At 71.8% G+C, this 15,472-nt stretch carries 14 protein-coding genes; 2 read left to right on the top strand and 12 right to left on the bottom strand.

Translation table 11 applies throughout. The annotated features are described in order from the left end of the window. Positions 1-661: 661 nt before the first annotated feature. The 10 genes from ABD830_RS31550 to ABD830_RS31595 all read right to left on the bottom strand — a co-directional run bounded on the left by ABD830_RS31550 (position 662) and on the right by ABD830_RS31595 (position 11,044). Positions 662-1,891, bottom strand: coding sequence for a glycosyltransferase family 4 protein (locus tag ABD830_RS31550; protein ID WP_344995395.1), 1,230 nt, complete (start codon positions 1,889-1,891; stop codon positions 662-664). Next, on the bottom strand, positions 1,888-3,126 hold the full coding sequence (locus tag ABD830_RS31555; RefSeq protein ID WP_344995398.1) for a lipopolysaccharide biosynthesis protein: 1,239 nt from the start codon (positions 3,124-3,126) through the stop codon (positions 1,888-1,890). The genes ABD830_RS31550 and ABD830_RS31555 overlap by 4 nt, the downstream gene beginning before the upstream one ends. Continuing rightward, a complete protein-coding gene (locus ABD830_RS31560; RefSeq protein WP_344995401.1) occupies positions 3,114-3,860 on the bottom strand; it encodes an NTP transferase domain-containing protein in 747 nt (248 codons plus the stop codon). The genes ABD830_RS31555 and ABD830_RS31560 overlap by 13 nt, the downstream gene beginning before the upstream one ends. Next, positions 3,857-4,543, bottom strand: a complete 687-nt coding sequence (locus ABD830_RS31565) for an HAD family hydrolase (RefSeq protein WP_344995404.1) — start codon at positions 4,541-4,543, stop codon at positions 3,857-3,859. The genes ABD830_RS31560 and ABD830_RS31565 overlap by 4 nt, the downstream gene beginning before the upstream one ends. Continuing rightward, positions 4,540-5,688, bottom strand: a complete 1,149-nt coding sequence (locus tag ABD830_RS31570) for a 2-phospho-L-lactate transferase CofD family protein (protein WP_344995408.1) — start codon at positions 5,686-5,688, stop codon at positions 4,540-4,542. Before ABD830_RS31570 ends, ABD830_RS31565 begins: the two co-directional genes overlap by 4 nt. After that, positions 5,685-6,461: a glycosyltransferase family 2 protein gene (locus ABD830_RS31575; protein WP_344995411.1), complete on the bottom strand. Its 777-nt coding sequence runs from the start codon at positions 6,459-6,461 to the stop codon at positions 5,685-5,687. The genes ABD830_RS31570 and ABD830_RS31575 overlap by 4 nt, the downstream gene beginning before the upstream one ends. A 3-nt stretch (positions 6,462-6,464) precedes the next feature. After that, positions 6,465-7,142: a hypothetical protein gene (locus tag ABD830_RS31580; protein ID WP_344995414.1), complete on the bottom strand. Its 678-nt coding sequence runs from the start codon at positions 7,140-7,142 to the stop codon at positions 6,465-6,467. A gap of 428 nt (positions 7,143-7,570) precedes the next feature. Further along, the gene (locus ABD830_RS31585; protein WP_344995417.1) at positions 7,571-9,922 is read right to left on the bottom strand and encodes a protein kinase domain-containing protein; all 2,352 of its coding nucleotides are present in this window, start codon (positions 9,920-9,922) and stop codon (positions 7,571-7,573) included. Positions 9,923-9,980: 58 nt separating this feature from the next. After that, positions 9,981-10,241, bottom strand: a complete 261-nt coding sequence (locus ABD830_RS31590) for a hypothetical protein (RefSeq protein ID WP_344995420.1) — start codon at positions 10,239-10,241, stop codon at positions 9,981-9,983. Continuing rightward, the gene (locus ABD830_RS31595; protein ID WP_344995423.1) at positions 10,238-11,044 is read right to left on the bottom strand and encodes a phytanoyl-CoA dioxygenase family protein; all 807 of its coding nucleotides are present in this window, start codon (positions 11,042-11,044) and stop codon (positions 10,238-10,240) included. The genes ABD830_RS31590 and ABD830_RS31595 overlap by 4 nt, the downstream gene beginning before the upstream one ends. A 91-nt stretch (positions 11,045-11,135) precedes the next feature. On the opposite strand from ABD830_RS31595, the gene ABD830_RS31600 reads away from it, so the two are divergent. Then, positions 11,136-11,897, top strand: coding sequence for a helix-turn-helix transcriptional regulator (locus ABD830_RS31600; RefSeq protein WP_344995426.1), 762 nt, complete (start codon positions 11,136-11,138; stop codon positions 11,895-11,897). 117 nt (positions 11,898-12,014) lie between these two features. Beyond that, entirely contained in the window at positions 12,015-12,983 is a 969-nt protein-coding gene (locus tag ABD830_RS31605) for a lytic transglycosylase domain-containing protein (protein ID WP_344995429.1), read from the top strand. Between the two features lie 13 nt (positions 12,984-12,996). Here the strand turns inward: ABD830_RS31605 and ABD830_RS31610 are convergent, their stop codons facing one another. Together ABD830_RS31610 and yczE are read right to left on the bottom strand one after the other, a co-directional pair. Next, positions 12,997-14,751 (bottom strand): glycoside hydrolase family 15 protein, encoded by a 1,755-nt coding sequence (locus tag ABD830_RS31610; protein WP_344995432.1) that lies wholly within the window; start codon positions 14,749-14,751, stop codon positions 12,997-12,999. 79 nt (positions 14,752-14,830) lie between these two features. After that, entirely contained in the window at positions 14,831-15,433 is a 603-nt protein-coding gene (gene yczE / locus ABD830_RS31615; protein WP_344995435.1) for a membrane protein YczE, read from the bottom strand. Positions 15,434-15,472: the final 39 nt, after the last annotated feature.

Here is a 15,472-nt window from a genome sequence, read left to right on the forward strand (position 1 = left end):
CTTTCAAGGCGCCGGCTTACGACGAACCTCGTGTGACAACGCCTGGGCAAACAGGGATGTGAGAGTTCCTCGTGGACAGCAGCATGACATGACCGGTCGCGCTCCGTGGGGGCCGGAATGGCGTTCGCGGGGAGAAATGACGGAGAGGTCTCCCGTTTGCCCGGGAGACCTCTCCGTTTTCAGCTGGTCCCGGCGCCCCTCCTGGAGTCAGCAGACAGTCGCGCCGGAATCATGGAGGAAAAGAATTGCCCCTCATATCGAGGGCCAACCCTCCTCCGCTTGCGGCCAAAAGTCCTGGCCGCAAGCTCGAACACGATGATTGTACATGTGCCCGTCAGGCGGCAAATCTCCTGCTCCAGGGCCTTAGGACAATGCGGACTAATCTCCTCAAAGAGTGTGAAACGGAAATCGGGCTCCCCGGTCCGCTCGCCACAACTCCGGGGCGCCGCAGGAAAATGCCTACTGTCATCCGGCTGGAATTATTTGAATATCCGACTGGCCGCAGCGATTTCTTTCTGGAATATGCGGCGACTTTCGCGCGGATCCGGCTGCGAAGTGCGCAGGTAAAACTTCACCACGAACAAACGCGGGCGTGTCGCGCAGGGCATCATCACTCTCCGCATTCCATCGATGACCTAACGTTATCGAAATGGCGCTGAATTCACCGCGCGCCCGTCTTCGCGGCCTGCTGATACACCTCCGCCGTCTCGGCGGCGGCGCGGGACCAGCTGAGGCTCTCCCTGACGAACCGCTCGCCCCGCTCGGCCAACCCGCGGCGGAGCGTGGCGTCGGTCATGACCGCGATCACGCCCCGCGCGATGTCGCCGGGCTCGCCCGCCCGCACCACGTACGCGGCGGGCGCGTCCGGGTCGGGGCCGAGGAAGAGCCGAGAGAAGCCGTCACCCAGGATCGCCGCCCGCCCCATCGCCATCGCCTCGGTCGCCACCAGCCCGAACGGCTCGAACAGCGACGGGAACACGCACGCGTCGGCCAGCTCGTAGTGCTCCAGCAGCTCCTGCCCCTGAACGAACCTGCCGGAGGCCAGCACCCGCCCCCGCAACCCGGTCGAGGCGACGATCCGCTCCACACCCGCCACGTCGCCCTCGCCGACGATCAGCAGCCGCAGCCCCGGCACCGCGTCCACCACCGTCCGCATCGCCTCGAGGAGCTGGTAGACGCCCTTCTGCCGCTCGATCCTGCCCACGAACAGCAGGACGGGATCCCCTTCCGGCAGCCCCAGCCTCTCGCGCAGGGCCCGCGCCCCGGCACTCAGCGTGTCCCGTCCGTACGACGGGAGCACCCCCTCGAACGTCCCGCCCAGCGGCACGACGTCGATGGGCGTCCGGTCCCAGCCCGCGGCCCTCAGCTGGTCGCCCACCTCCGGCGTGGCCACCACCACGCGGCGGGAGATCCTGGCCAGCCGGCGCTCCAGTGCGGCGAACACGTTGAGCGGGTCGGTGATACTGCGCTGCGGCGCGACGCCGTACTCCGTGGTGTGCACGTGGAAGACCACCGGCAGCCGCAGCACGTAGTGGCAGAGCAGACCCGACAGGAAGTTCGTGGAGTCGTGCACGGCCACCAGGTCGGGCCGCTCGCGGCGGCGGCACAGCCGCAGGAAGTAACGCCAGTTGCTGACCACGACCTGCAACGCGAGCAGCAGGAACTCCGCGCGCCTGGTGCGGTTGAGCCGCTTGCCGCTGACGAAGGCCGTCCGCGGCCGGTACACGCGGATGCCGCCGACACTCTCGTCCACCGGCTGCCGGCCGTCGTTCGGCGTGTACACCGTCAGCTCGTGCTCGCGGGCCAGGTACGGCGTGATCAGCTCGACGTACCTGCCCAGGCCGGCGGTGATGTTCGGCGGGAACTGGTTGACGACGTAGGCGATTCTCATGTCGGGCTCCGGTAGACACGGGCGGCCGCGGCCGCCACGACGGCCAGCAGGACGAGGTTGGCCAGCGCGAACCCCGCGAGCCCGCCGGCCAGGCCCTGCCAGCGGATGCAGGCGGCCAGCGCGGCCAGCGCGGGCGGCGTCCCGGCCGCCAGACAGCCGATGAGCACCTTCGCCCCGCGCACCCCGTCCATGGACAGGGCGACGGAGTACAGGTTGAACGCCGTGTGCGCGCCGATGCCCAGCGCCGACAGCGCCATCAGGCCGAGCGAGTACGGGTAGTCGCCGCTCATCAGCAGGAAGAACACCGTGCTCGCGGCGAACGAGACCACCGCGGTGACCCCGGCCACGGCCGGGACCAGCCGGGCGATCCGCCGCATCAGCAGCGGCTTGTCCGAGGTGGCCATCGCGGGCAGCAGCACCAGCCCGATCCCGTCGGTGAACACCACGCCGAGCAGCCGCTTCGGGAAGCCGTTGTAGACCGAGTACACGCCGACGTCCGCCGGGCCCGCCCAGTGGTTCAGGAAGATCGCGTCGATGCCGAACAGCACGCCGGTGAGCGCGGCGATGACCGTCACGTACATGCCGTGCCGGTACAGCGACCGCGCCAGCCGGGCCGACCACAGACGCGGCCGCACCCGCACCGCCGCCAGCGCCGCCAGGGCGAACGCCACGTTCGTGGCGATCAGCGCCACCAGGTACGGCTCCGCCTCCCTGACGCCCAGCACCAGCAGGCAGAACGAGGCCGCGGCCAGGTAGGCGACCGCGATGGTCAGCTTGAGCCCCGCCACGAACGCGAACCTCTTCAGCCCGCGCAGGAAGCTCTCGGTGAGCTGGTTCACCGTCATCGACGCCGCGAGCGCCAGGCCGAAGCCGAGCGTGCGGGCGTCCACGTTCAGCGCCGCCGTCAGCAGCGGCGCCGCCACCATGCCCAGCACGGCCAGCCCTGCGGTCACCGCGAGCGTGGCGAGCAGCGCCGTGGCGACCAGCTCGGGCCGCCGCTCCGGATCCGCCCTGGGCAGCTCCTGCAGCATCACGTAGTGCAGGCTCGTCAGCATGCCGACGGTGACGATCAGCGCGATCGACAGCACCACCGTGAACTGGCCGAACGCGCTCGCCCCCGCCCCCCGGGCGATGACCAGCGTGGTCGCCGCCGCCGTGCCGCTGGCCACCGTGCTCACCAGCGTCGGCCCGGCCACCTGCCGCAGGTCCGCCGCGCGGGTCTTCAGGACCTGCACCGCTGGTACGCCTGCCGGGCGAACGCCAGGTCGTCCGCGGTGTTGATGCCGCGCGCCTCGTCCGGGTCGGCCACCGGCACCACGGTCACCGGCAGGCCCCCAATCCGCGACAGGTGCGGCAGGAAGGGCAGGAAGTTCACCTCGCCGGTGGCCGCGCCCTGCGCCGCCTCCGCCGCGTACCGCTCCCATGCCGCCCGCAGCCCCTCGGTGGCAAGGCAGAACACCCCGACGTCGCTGAGCCCGCCCGGGCGGCACTCGTCGCCCTCGCGGGACTGCCGCACACGTACGAGCTCGCCGCCGGACAGCTCGTACTCCACGTACGGCTCGGCCATCGGCACCAGCGGCAGGGTCAGCCCCTTGCCCGGGTGGGCGGCGACGACCTCGCGCACGGTGTCGGGGGACAGGTTCGCCTGGTCGCCCCAGACCACCAGGATCGTCTCGTACGCCGCCCAGTGCCCCGCGGCCCCGAAGATCGCGTCCCCCATGCCGGTCGGCCGCTCCTGCACGCTCACCGACACCGTGCCCGCGCCGATCTCCGCGGCCGCGAGCTCGCGGAACGGGCCCGCGCCGTCGGGGGAGACGACGACGTGGACGTGCTCGGTCCACGGCCGCAGCCGCCGCAGCAGCAGGTGCCACACGGTGACACCCTCAGCCACCTCGATCATGATCTTCGGGATGCCCTGGCCCAGCCTGGTGCCACGCCCTGCGGCCGGTATCACCGCACAAATACTCACGTCATCTCCAACAGGGACACGATGTCGTCCAGCCCGCGCACCGCGACCGCGCCGGGGGCGGGCTCGGCGGTGTGAACGTGCAGCGTCGCCAGCCCGGCGCCGACGGCGGAGGCCACCCCGTGCGGGGAGTCCTCCAGCACGACGGCCTCGGCGGGATCGACGTGCCAGCGGCGGCAGGCCAGGCGGTAGAACTCGGGGTCCGGCTTGCTCACCGGCACGTCGTCGGCGGTGAGCACGTCACGGAAGCACGCCCCCAGCGCCGAGCCCGTCAGCACCCGCTCCACCGACCCGCGGCTGCCACTGGTGACCAGGTACGCCACCCGCCCGCCGCCGGTCAGCCGGTCGAGCAGCCGGCGCGCCCCGGGGAACGGCCGGACCCGGCCCTGCTCGACGAACCGCCGGTAGAGCTCCTGCTTGCGCCGCGCCAGCCGCCCGGCCACCTCGCGGTCCCCGGTCAGCAGCGCGGCCACCTCGGCGGTGCTCGCGCCCGCGTGGTCGGCGTACCGGAAGGACGGGAGGGCGGCCGGGACGACCTCGGCGATGGCCTGCCTGAAGGCGGCCTCGTGCGCGGGGAACGAGTCCACGAGCGTCCCGTCGAGATCGCACAACCACACCCGCCGCCCGGCGACCACCCCCGCCAGCACCGCCGTGGCGGCGGGAGCGGAACCCGTGGGGCCGGTCATCCGGCCCGTGCCAGGGGGATCTCGCCGAGCACGGCCTGGAGCGCGTCGGCGGTGCGCGGGCCGCTGTGCGTGCCGGGACGGTCGGCGTCCTCCAGGTCCACGCTGATCCAGCGCGCCCCCGCCCAGCACCCCCGGTCGACGACCGCGCGCGGCACCGCGGGCCCGCCGGAGGCGCCGTGATGGCCGAGGACGTGCGTGATCGTCCGCCGCTCGTTGCCCGGGTCGCCCAGGTACGCCAGCGTGCGATCCACCAGATCGGTCGCCGTCAGCCCCTGGATGTCGTGGTCGCCCCCGATGTTGACCACGAACACCCTGGCCGCGGCCCGGCTCTCCGCGATCGCCTCGGCCACCCCCGGCGTCAGGTAGCTGGGCAGCAGCGACGAGTGCGGCGTGCCGGGGCCGTACACGATGAGGTCGGCGTCCCGGAGCGCCTCCAGCGCCTCCGGGCCGGGTGAGACGCGGGCCGCGCGCCGGGCGAGCAGCTCGCGCACCCGCTCCGGGGGCCGCCCCGCCAGCTCGGCGCGTGCGGCGGCCGTCAGCGGCTCCCGCAGCAGGAACAGCCCCGTGATGGCCGCCGCGTCCTGCGGCGCGACGATGTCCGCCTCGTCGGCCAGCAGCCGCCCGTCCTCCTTGAGCGCGACCAGGAACGCGTTCTCGCCGGCCGTCACGTTGAGCAGCCTCGCCGGAGAGCCGAACGTCTGCGCGCACGTCCGTACCGCCGCGTTGAAGTCCTCGCTCAGCCGCAGGTACGCCCCGGCGAACACGAGGTTGCCGAGTGCGCAGTCGGCCAGGTCGAGCCCGTCCGGCTCGGCGCGGAGCCGCCCGGCGAAGACCCGCAGCTCGCGCGTGATCCGGTAGTCCAGCGGCCCGTCGATCAGCCGCCCCAGGTCCGCGGCCGTGGTGCCCGGCGCGAGCCGGCGTTCGAGCAGCTCCCGGCGGGGATCGCCGCGGTCGAGGTGGAGCAGGAGGTTCTTGCGGAAGTCGGACGGGCCGAGCATGCCCGGCAGGTAGCGGCGCAGCGCGCCGGTGGACAGCCCGTTGTCGTACCCGTTGATCAGCAGGGACAGCTCCAGCCCCGGCCGGCGCAGCAGGGCGCGGGCGATCCCGGCCGCGCCCCGCCCGCCGCTGAACATGGAGACCCTCACCGGACCTCCTCGTCGAGCACCGGGACGCGGAGCACACCGCGGCGCAGCAGCCAGTGGCGCAGCCCGAGGTAGCCCACGAACAGGGCCCGGTCGCGCGCTCCCCGCCAGAACCGCCAGCCCCGGCGGCCGCCGCCCCGTGCGCGATGCTCGATCGGCAGCTCCACCCAGGCGTGTCCCAGCTCGGAGACGCGGGCCGTGATCTCGGTCGAGCAGTTCATCCCGGCCGACTCCAGCGGCAGCGCGCGGAACAGCGGCCCGTACACCACCTTGAAGATCGAGTTGAAGTCGCGGTAGTGGGTGCGCTGCAGCAGGTTGCTGACCGCGCCGCTGGCCGCCGACCCCCACCGGTACGGCAGGCTGTCGGCCTTCCTGATCCGGGCGCCCGAGAACGCGAGCCCCGCACCCGCCTGGATGCGCCCGATGAACCGGTCCAGGTTGGCGATCGGGAACTGCCCGTCGGAGTCCAGCAGCACGACCCAGTCCATCCGGGTACGCGCGATCGCGGCGGCGATGGCGGCCCCCGCGCCGCGGTTACGCCCGAACGTGACGATGACGAGCCCCGGGCAGTCCTCTCGCAGCTCCTCCAGGATCTTCCCGGTCGCGTCGCCGCTGCCGTCGTCACAGACGACGATCTCCCAAGCGCCGATCGCCGGGTGGCGCTCCAGGTACTGCCGCCATTCCGTCACCGCGGCCGCGATGTTCTCCGCCTCGTTGTACGCGGGCGCCGCCACCGAGATGTCGATCAGGGGCGGCGCGGCAGGCGCGTTCGGCAATGGTCACCTCCTCCGAGTGGCGTCCGCGCCGGCTCCCGTCAGGCGCGCGATCCAGCGGTCAAGGGGAAGCAGGTTGATCCCCACGATGAAGGGGACATGGGCGAGCGCGAACCAGATCGCCGCGCCGAACGGGATCGGCCCGCCGGTGAACAGGTTGATGTGCGGGGCGTCGATGAGCTTGGGGATCTTCACCGGGTTGACCACCTGCCACATCACGTCCAGGAAACCCGAGAACACGATGAGCACCCCGGTGGCCATGATCTTCAGGCAGCGGCCGGGGGAGCCGCCGCCGATCCGGTACGCGGCGGCGACCGTGAGCACGATCCCCGGATACAGCAGCAGGTACAGGTGGGTGTAGAAGCTGTCGCCGTGCGCCCGCGCGCCGTCCCCGTAATAGAACCAGCTGATCCTCGGGATCAGGTAGCCGGTGAAGAAGACGAACGGGACGTACAGCAGCCAGCTCAGGCGCGGCGACACCCACGGGAAGAACGCGATCGCGCAGCACAGGAAGGCGAAGGCGACCAGCTTGGCCACCAGCTGCCAGGCGGCGTCGATCTCGCGGGCGTGCGGGGTGGCCAGCCAGACGAAGGCGAAGCCGGCCGCGCCGACGGCCAGGGCGATCCACCAGATGTGCGCGGCCCATGGGCGGCGGGTTTCGAGCAGGGGGTCGGGATGGTTCACAGCCGGTCCTCGTGGAGGGGCGTCATGAGGGAAAGCGCTCGCGGGAGCGCTCCCAAACGCAGTATGGCACCTGTCCCCATGGTGGCGATCTAAATAGCAAATATCGGACGTGCCGGAATTGTCTGGCCCATTGACTAACCGTAGTGTGGCGACAAAAGACCAGCTCAACCATGTTATTTCAAGATATGTGAAAATCTGGAACGTTTTAGTGACGAAGCGGTAGGAAGCGGTCTGCCTGGGATGTCAAGACCCCTGACCGGCACGCCTGCGTCGGCTTGCGGAGGTGCCTTAATTGAACAAGCGGTCCAACGACCGGAAATATCAGCAGCTCAGGCGGCTGCCGAGCGACTGGGAGCGCTCCCGCGAGCCTGCGCATTCCAGGCCCGAAACACAGGTTTCGGGATCGCCGGAATCACCGTCCGGACGGCTCAGCTCGGGCCGAGGCTCCAGACGCGGAGCGCGCGGTCGTCGCCCGTGCCGGCGAGCACGGGGCGGCCGTCCTGCTTCGCCGGCGCCAGCGTGCGGATCGCCCCGCCGCGCCCGGGGCCGAGCACGCCGATGATGTCGCCGTCGCGGAGGTTCCAGACGCGGACGATGACGTCGCCGTTCCAGGGAGCGTGGGCGACGGCGGCGAAGGGCACGTCTCCTGTCTGCCCCGCGACGAGGGCCGCGGCGCCCCGGTCGTCCGGGCTCTGATCGCTGAACGTCCACTTCTTCCTGCGCTTGCCCGTCGCCAGGTCGTACACGCGCAGGGTCGCGTCCAGGTGAGTCGACACGAGCACGGCCTTGCCGTCGATCTCGCCGCAGGCCAGCCGCTCGATCCCGCCGATCTCCCCGGTGCGGAACGAGTGCGTCATCTTCCCGTCCGACAGCCGCCACACCCGGACGCGTTCGCCGCCGTCGCCCGTGACGAGCACGTCGTCCTTGCCCATCCGCCCGAAGGCCAGCCCTCTGACGCCCTGGAAATGGTCGTTGATCGTCGAGCCGATCTGCTTTCCGGTGGAGATGTCCCAGAGCCGTACGACGCTGTGGAGGTCCTTCATGCCGTCGTACTTCTGCGACACGGCCACCGCCGCGCCCGCCGTGACGGTGACGGCGATGACGGGGTCGCTCACCTTGCGCGAGGCGAGGCTCTCGCCCGCCAGGCTCCACAGCCGCATCCGGCCGTCGAGATGCCCGGAGGCCGCCACCGGCGTACTGCCGACGCTGCCGGTGGCCACCCACGTCGTCGAGCCCCCGCCGTCCCCGAGCCTGGTGGGCGCCTGGCCGAGGTCCCAGGCGGACACCGCCCCCTTGGCCGTCCCGCACACGACGGTGCCCCCGGCGGCGGCCAGCACCGTGGGGGCGCCGTCCGCCGCCGGGAGGGGTACGGACTCCGCGAGCTGCGTGCCGAAAGGCTGCGCGGACGCGGCAGGAGTGGGCGACGCGGCGGTGGGGGTCGGGCTTCCGCCGGTCGGCTGGGTCGTACTCCGGCCGATCGGGGGAGGGAGGTCGTCCCGCGGCCGGAGAAGGGTGAAGGCGGACACCCCGAGAGCGGCCGCGGCGGCCGCGGCTCCGCCGATCACCGCCCGCCGGCTGACCGGCCGTCCCTGCCCGGGGGCCGTGTCCGCATCGGCCACCGACCCGTTCCCGGCAGGGAATCCCGTACGGACGGACAGCGGCGGCCGTCCCTCCGGAGTGGGCGCGGAACCTGAAAAGGGCCTCGCACCATGCGGAGGCGGAGGCCCGGCGTGCGCCCTCCCAACGGGCGGTTGCACCGTTCCCACGGGCGGCGAACCCGACGGCCCCGCCCCGGTCGCTCCTGCGGATGGCGGGCCGGACGAAGACGCTCCTCCTGCGGATGGCGGGCCGGGCACCGGCGCCGCACCCGGCGGAGCGGACGGTGCCGGTCGGGACGAGTCGTCGGGCGGGGCGCCCGTGACGGGGTGGGCCGCGACAGGGTGGGCCGCGCCGGGGCCCGGGAGGACGCCGGCGCCCGGCCCCGCCTGCCGGATGAGCCGCTGCAGCAGCTCAGCCGGGCCCGGCCGACCGGCGGCATCCTTGGACAGGCAGATCTCGATGGTTCCCAGCAGGTGCGGCGGCACCCCCGTAAGGTCCGGGAGGCCGCTCAGCACGCTGTTCACCACGGCCGCCACCGTGTCCCCCGCGAAGGGCGTGCGCCCCGTGGCGGCGAACACCATCGTCCCCGCCCAGCTGAACACGTCCGAGGCGGGCCCCACCCGCTCGCCCCTGAACTGCTCGGGCGACATGTACGCCGGCGTCCCCACAGGCGCGGACGTGCCGGTCGTGGCGTCGAGCGCCTTGGCGATCCCGAAGTCGATGACGATCGGCCCGTCCGGACCCATCAGCACGTTCCCCGGCTTGAAGTCCCGGTGCACGATCCCGGCCTGGTGGATGGCCACCAGCGCGGTCAGCGTGGAGATCGCCAACCGGTCCAGCGCCCCGCCCACCCGTCGCCCGAACGTCCGGACCACGGCCTGCAGCGTGTCGCCCGGCACGTACTCGCTGACGATGTACGGCCGGTCGTCCACCGTCCCGACGTCCAGGATCGCGGCCGTGCAGAACGCGGCCACCCGCCGCGCCGCCTCCACCTCCCGCAGGAAGCCCTTGGTGGCGTCGTCGTCATGGCTGAGGTGCCCGTGCAGCACCTTGATCGCCACCTCGCGGTCACCGACGCCTCGGTAGACGACCCCTTGGCCGCCGGAGCCGAGCACGCCGACGAGCCGGTACGAGCCGATCCGCTCGGGATCGCCCGGCCGGAGCGGGCGCAGGTCCGGCATCCCGCTCCTTCCACGGATCACATCGGGCGATCACACAATAAGACCCGTACGTCCGGTTTTACGACAGCTTCTCGAAGAAGAATTCATGCTTCAAGAACGACGTGTCGTATTCGTGCCCGGGATACGGCGGGATGAGCTGAGACGCCTGGAACAGCCGCCACCCGTCCCGCAACGCCTCCACCCCCGTCTCGTACGGTGGCTCGTCCCCGTCGCCCGTCGTCGGGTCGGTCCGCCCGGTGCCGTCGTAGCGCGACCAGCCCACCACGGGAGCGTCGAGCGCGGAGGTGGCCAGATAGAGAACGAGCACCTGCTGCTTCATGCGACCCTCCCGGGACGGTTGTTCACACGCGTGTTCCAGTACTCGACATCGAACGAGGGATCGCCCGTCATGGCCCGCCACAACCGCACCCGGTTGTGCGCCTCCAGCCGCCCGGTCGCGTGCTCGTACCACGGGAAACGCCGATCCAGCTCGGCCGACACGGCAGGGTCCTCCAGGTCGGAGACGTCCCAGAGCCGCACCTGCGGCACGGTCGGGTTGAAGCGGATTTTGAACATGTAGCGCCGCACGTCGCTGTCGTTGCGCCGCCCGCCGTGCCAGATGCCGTGGTGGAGCAGCATCACGGTCCCGGCCGGGCAGGTCAGCCGGGTCTGGCCGCGCAGGTTCTGGTAGCGGCCGGTGTCGCTCTCGTTGGTCCGGCGCAGGTGGCTGCCCGGCACCACCAGCGTGCCGCCCATGTCCGCGCTCACCTCGCGCGGGTAGTACATGAGCTGCACGTCGAAGGCGTCCATGCGGGTGTCGATGATGGCGTCGGCGTGCAGCGGCTGCGCGTGGCCCTCGCGCGGCTCGCGTACGTGCACGGCGTGGTGGTCGACGGTCGGGTCGGGGCCGACGAGCGAGTGCAGGGCGCCCGCGACGGCGGGCAGCTCGATCAGTCTCCGGGCGAACGACCCGTCGGGGAAGGCCTTGGCGACCGGGGTTCCGTAGGGCGAGCGGGGGATGCCCGCCTCGAGCACGTCGATCGCCTGGTCGTTGAGCTCGTCCGGGACGACCCCGTCGAGCCGCAGGTAACCGGCGGCCACGAATCCGGCGACCTGTACGGACGTCAGCAAAGTGGTTCGCATGCCTCGAAGTTAGAACCGGACATCAGCCCTGTCGTAGGTTGTAATCATCAACTACTGGTTCATTTTCCCTCGCTGGTGTAGACAGGGCGTTGTGCGGCAGGTGGAGATCGCGCTCTCCGAGCCACCCGCGGTGGCCGGGGCGGGGGTGGGCGTGCACGGTGTGGTCCGCACCCGCGACGTGTTCCGGCTGCCCGACCTCTGGCAGCTCCACCTGTACAAGTACGCCGCCGAACTGGTGGTCGAGGGCACCACGCACGCGATCAAGCCCGGCCATGTGAGCCTGATCCCGCCGGGCGCGGAGGTGCACTACCACTACCGGGGCAGGTCCGAGCACCTGTACGCGCACTTCAGGCTGTCCGGTGCGGACGAGCGGCGGGTCGTCGCGGTCATGCGGGACGCCGGTGACCAGGCGCCGCTCATCGCCGCCTCGCTGCGGCAGGTCATCGCGGCCGTCCCCGACACCAGGGCGCGGGCCTCGGCGGAGGTGTGGACGGTGCTGTGGCGGGTGGCGAACCTGCCCGTGGCCGGCAGCGCGCACGCCGTCGTGGCGGCCGCCATGGAGCACATCGACGCGGACCTCGCCGCGCCCCTGACCGTCCCCGGCATCGCCCGCGCCGCCGGGGTGTCGCACAACCACCTCACCCGGCTGTTCCGCGCCCAGACGGGACTGACCGTGGTGGCCTACATCCGCCGCAGGAGGATGTCCCGCGCGCTGCACCTGCTGCGCGACTCGACCCTCGCGATCCCCGCGATAGCGGCCGCGGTGGGGATCCCGGATCTGCAGGCGTTCAACAAGGTGTGCCGCCGCGAGCTGGGCGCCTCACCCCGGTCCCTGCGCGCGGGCGGCTCCTGACCTCGCGCCCGGCCCGCCCGGAACCCTCCGCAGGCCGGATGGCCCGGCCGACGCGAGGTACCCGAGTGACGCCCGTGACGTGAGAGCAGGCCCCCGGACCGGGTAGGTTGGCCGACCATGGAGGAACGCCAGCACCACCAGCCCCGACCCGCCCGCACGACCCGCGCCGTGGGCGCGGTGGCACTCGCGGCCCTCCTCGGCGCGGCCGCCTGCGGCGCACCGGCCCACTCCTCGGGAGCGGCCCGGGAGCCCTTGGCGGCCTCGACCCCGCCCGTGTCCACGGCACCGTCCACGGCACCGTCCACGACCACACCGGGCGGTCAGCAGGCGAGTGAGACGCTCCCCGCCCCCGACGAGCCGATCCCGCAGGACGCCGCCCGCCTGGCCGCCGCGCTGAAGCGGAACAGCGCCACGCTCGACGCCGCCATCGACGCCTGGCCCAAGACCGGCAAGCCGCCTCGCGACGTCGAGCTCCTGGCCCTGCACGAGCAGCGCCTCTACCGCTACGCCGCCCGCCACTCCAAGCTCGCCTCCCAGGCCTTCGCCCGCCTCCCGGCCGCGCTGGCCGCCGAGGCCAAGGACAACACGGCCGCCATCCGCGAACTGCTCGCCCTGGCCCACCCGGTCAAGCCGTCGGCCACGTTCAAGGTCCAGGCTCCCCGGCCCGCCGCCGAGCTGCTCGGCTACTTCAAGAAGGCCGAGCGCCGGTTCGGGGTGGAATGGGAGGTGCTGGCGGCGGTGATGTTCGCGGAGACGAAGTTCGGCCGGGTGCGGTCCAACAGCTATGTCGGCGCCCAGGGCCCCATGCAGTTCATGCCAGGGACCTGGAAGGCGTACGGCATGGGCGGCGACGTGCGGGATCCGCGCGACGCCGTCATGGGCGCCGCCAACTACCTGCGCGCGTCGGGCGCCCCGCGCGACTACCAGCGGGCGCTGCACGCGTACAACCCGTCCCAGGCGTATGTGAACGCGATCCTCCTGCACGCCCGCCAGATGAAGCGGGACCCGCGCAACTACTACGCGTACTACAACTGGCAGGTGTTCGTGATCACCACGGCCGGCGAGCGCCGACTCACCGGCCCGTGACCCGCCCGGGGCGCTACGACAGCGCGCGGGCGGCGTGGATCAGCGGCACGTGGCTGAACGCCTGCGGGAAGTTGCCGACCAGGCGGCCGTAGCGCGGGTCGTACTCCTCGGCCAGCAGCCCCACGTCGTTGCGCAGCGCCAGCAGCCGCTCGAACAGGTCCTTGGCCTCCTCCTTGCGGCCCTGCATCGCCATCACCTCCACCAGCCAGAAACTGCACGCGAGGAAGGCGCCCTCCCCGCCCGTCAGGCCGTCCACGTCGTTGTCGGCCGCCAGGGGGTAGCGCAGCACGAACCCGTCCGACATGAGCTCCTTCTCGATGGCCGCGACGGTCCCCACCATCCGGGGGTCGTCGACCGGCAGGAACCCGACGACGGGCAGCATCAGCAGCGCCGCGTCCAGCTCGGACGACCCGTACGACTGGGTGAAGGTGTTGCGCCGCGCGTCGAACCCCTTCGTGCAGATCTCGTCGTGAATGGTGTCCCTCAGCCTTCGCCACTGCTCCACCGGCCCGGTCCGCCCGAACCGCTCGACGTATTTGACCGCCCGGTCCAGCGCCGCCCAGCACATCACCTTGGAGTGCACGAAGTGCCGGCGCGGCCCGCGCACCTCCCACAGCCCCTCGTCGGGCTCGTCCCAGTGCTCGGCCACGTAGTCGAGGAGCTGCCGCTGGATGGTCCACGCCCGGTCGTCGGCGGACAGGCCGCGGGTGCGCGAGACGTAGAGGCAGTTCATCACCTCCCCGTACACGTCGAGCTGGAGCTGCTTGACCGCCTCGTTGCCGATCCGCACCGGCCGGGAGTCCTCGTAGCCGTCGAGCCAGTCCAGGCGGAGCTCGGGCAGGCGGCGCTCGCCCGCGACGCCGTACATGATCTGCAGGTCCTGGGGCCGCCCGGCGATGGCCCGCAGCAGCCACGAGCGCCAGTCCGCGGCCTCCTCCAGGTAGCCGGAGCTGATCAATGCGTCGAGTGTCATGGTGGCGTCCCGCAGCCAGCAGAACCGGTAGTCCCAGTTGCGCACCCCGCCGAGGTCCTCGGGCAGGGACGTGGTGGGCGCGGCGACGATGCCGCCGGTCGGGGCGTAGGTGAGGCCCTTCAGCGTGATCAGCGACCGGACCACGGCCTCGCGGTACGGCCCCTCGTACGTGCATCGGCCCACCCACTCCGACCACATGGCCTCGGTCTCGGCGAGCTGGGTGTCGGCGTCGATCTGCGGTGGCATCGGATCGTGCGACGGGTGCCACGTGAAGACGAACGACAGCCGCTCGCCCTCCTTCACCGTGAAGGTGGCCCGGTGCGCGTAGTCGCCGCCCTTCAGCGGCACGGGGGAGTGCAGCCACACCGAGTCGGGCCCGCCGATGGCCTGCAGGTGGCCGTTGCTGCGGCGCACCCACGGCACGATCCTGCCGTAGTCGAAGCGGACCCTGAGCTGCGTGGAGACCTCCACGCTCCCGGAGACGCCCTCGACGATGCGCACGACGTCGGGGTTGCGGTCGCGGGGCGGCATGAAGTCGATCACTCGGACCGTGCCGGTGGGGGTGTCCCACTCGCTCTCCAGGATGAGCGTGTCGGGACGGTAACGGCGCCGTGTGGCGGGGCGGCGGCCTGTGGGCCCGAGCCACCAGTGCCCGTTGCGCTCGCTGCCGAGCAGCGCCGAGAAGCACGACGGCGAGTCGAACCGGGGCAGGCAGAGCCAGTCGATGGATCCGTCTCTGCCGACCAGCGCCGCGGACTGCATGTCTCCGATCAGGGCGTAATCCTCGATCCGCATGCCTTGACGTTACTCGCGCATGGGGTGATCCCGTGACCGGGTCCGATCATGTCGCGTCATGTCCGCCCCGGCCACGGGGTCACGTCAAGGGGAACCAGCGGGTGAACAGCTGGGTCAGCGGGCCGATGGCCAGCGCGAACACCAGGGTCCCCACGCCCACGGTGCCGCCGAGCAGCCACCCGGCGGCCAGGACGGTGACCTCGATGAGGAAGCGCGCCAGCCGCACCGACAGGCCGAGCCGCACCAGCCCGGTCATGACGCCGTCACGCGGGCCCGGCCCCATCCCGGCGCCGATGTACAGCACCGTGGCCAGGGCGATGGAGACCACGCCGAGCGCCACGTACAGGCCCTGCAGGGCCAGGTGCGACGGCGTGGGCAGCAGGAAGATCGCGGCGTCCGCGAACAGGCCCAGGAAGAGGACGTTGCTGATGGTCCCCAGCCCGGGCCGCTGCTTCAGCGGGATCCACAGCAGCATCACCAGCGCGCCGATCCCGATGATGACGGTCCCGATGGACAGCCCGGACCGGATGCCCAGGCCCTGGTGGAACACGTCCCACGGGTCGTTCCCCAGCCCGGACTCCACCTGGAGGCCGATGCCGGCGCCGTACAGCGCGAGCCCGCCGTACAACCGGACGAGACGGGCGGGGAGGGAACTGATCCTGGGGACGGTCGTGTCGCTCATAGTGGCCCCACAGTGGCATCCACCTGACTTGCCAAAACA

The organism is Nonomuraea helvata (assembly GCF_039535785.1).
Taxonomy (GTDB): domain Bacteria; phylum Actinomycetota; class Actinomycetes; order Streptosporangiales; family Streptosporangiaceae; genus Nonomuraea; species Nonomuraea helvata.

Excerpts from the sequence above, each read along its gene's own strand:
- ABD830_RS31590 (WP_344995420.1), bottom strand. The coding sequence starts at position 10,241 with ATGAAGCAGCAGGTGCTCGTTCTCTATCTGGCCACCTCCGCGCTCGAC.
- ABD830_RS31550 (WP_344995395.1), bottom strand. The coding sequence starts at position 1,891 with ATGAGAATCGCCTACGTCGTCAACCAGTTCCCGCCGAACATCACCGCC.
- ABD830_RS31595 (WP_344995423.1), bottom strand. The coding sequence starts at position 11,044 with ATGCGAACCACTTTGCTGACGTCCGTACAGGTCGCCGGATTCGTGGCC.
- yczE (WP_344995435.1), bottom strand. The coding sequence starts at position 15,433 with ATGAGCGACACGACCGTCCCCAGGATCAGTTCCCTCCCCGCCCGTCTC.
- ABD830_RS31565 (WP_344995404.1), bottom strand. The coding sequence starts at position 4,543 with ATGACCGGCCCCACGGGTTCCGCTCCCGCCGCCACGGCGGTGCTGGCG.
- ABD830_RS31610 (WP_344995432.1), bottom strand. The coding sequence starts at position 14,751 with ATGCGGATCGAGGATTACGCCCTGATCGGAGACATGCAGTCCGCGGCG.
- ABD830_RS31585 (WP_344995417.1), bottom strand. The coding sequence starts at position 9,922 with ATGCCGGACCTGCGCCCGCTCCGGCCGGGCGATCCCGAGCGGATCGGC.
- ABD830_RS31605 (WP_344995429.1), top strand. The coding sequence starts at position 12,015 with ATGGAGGAACGCCAGCACCACCAGCCCCGACCCGCCCGCACGACCCGC.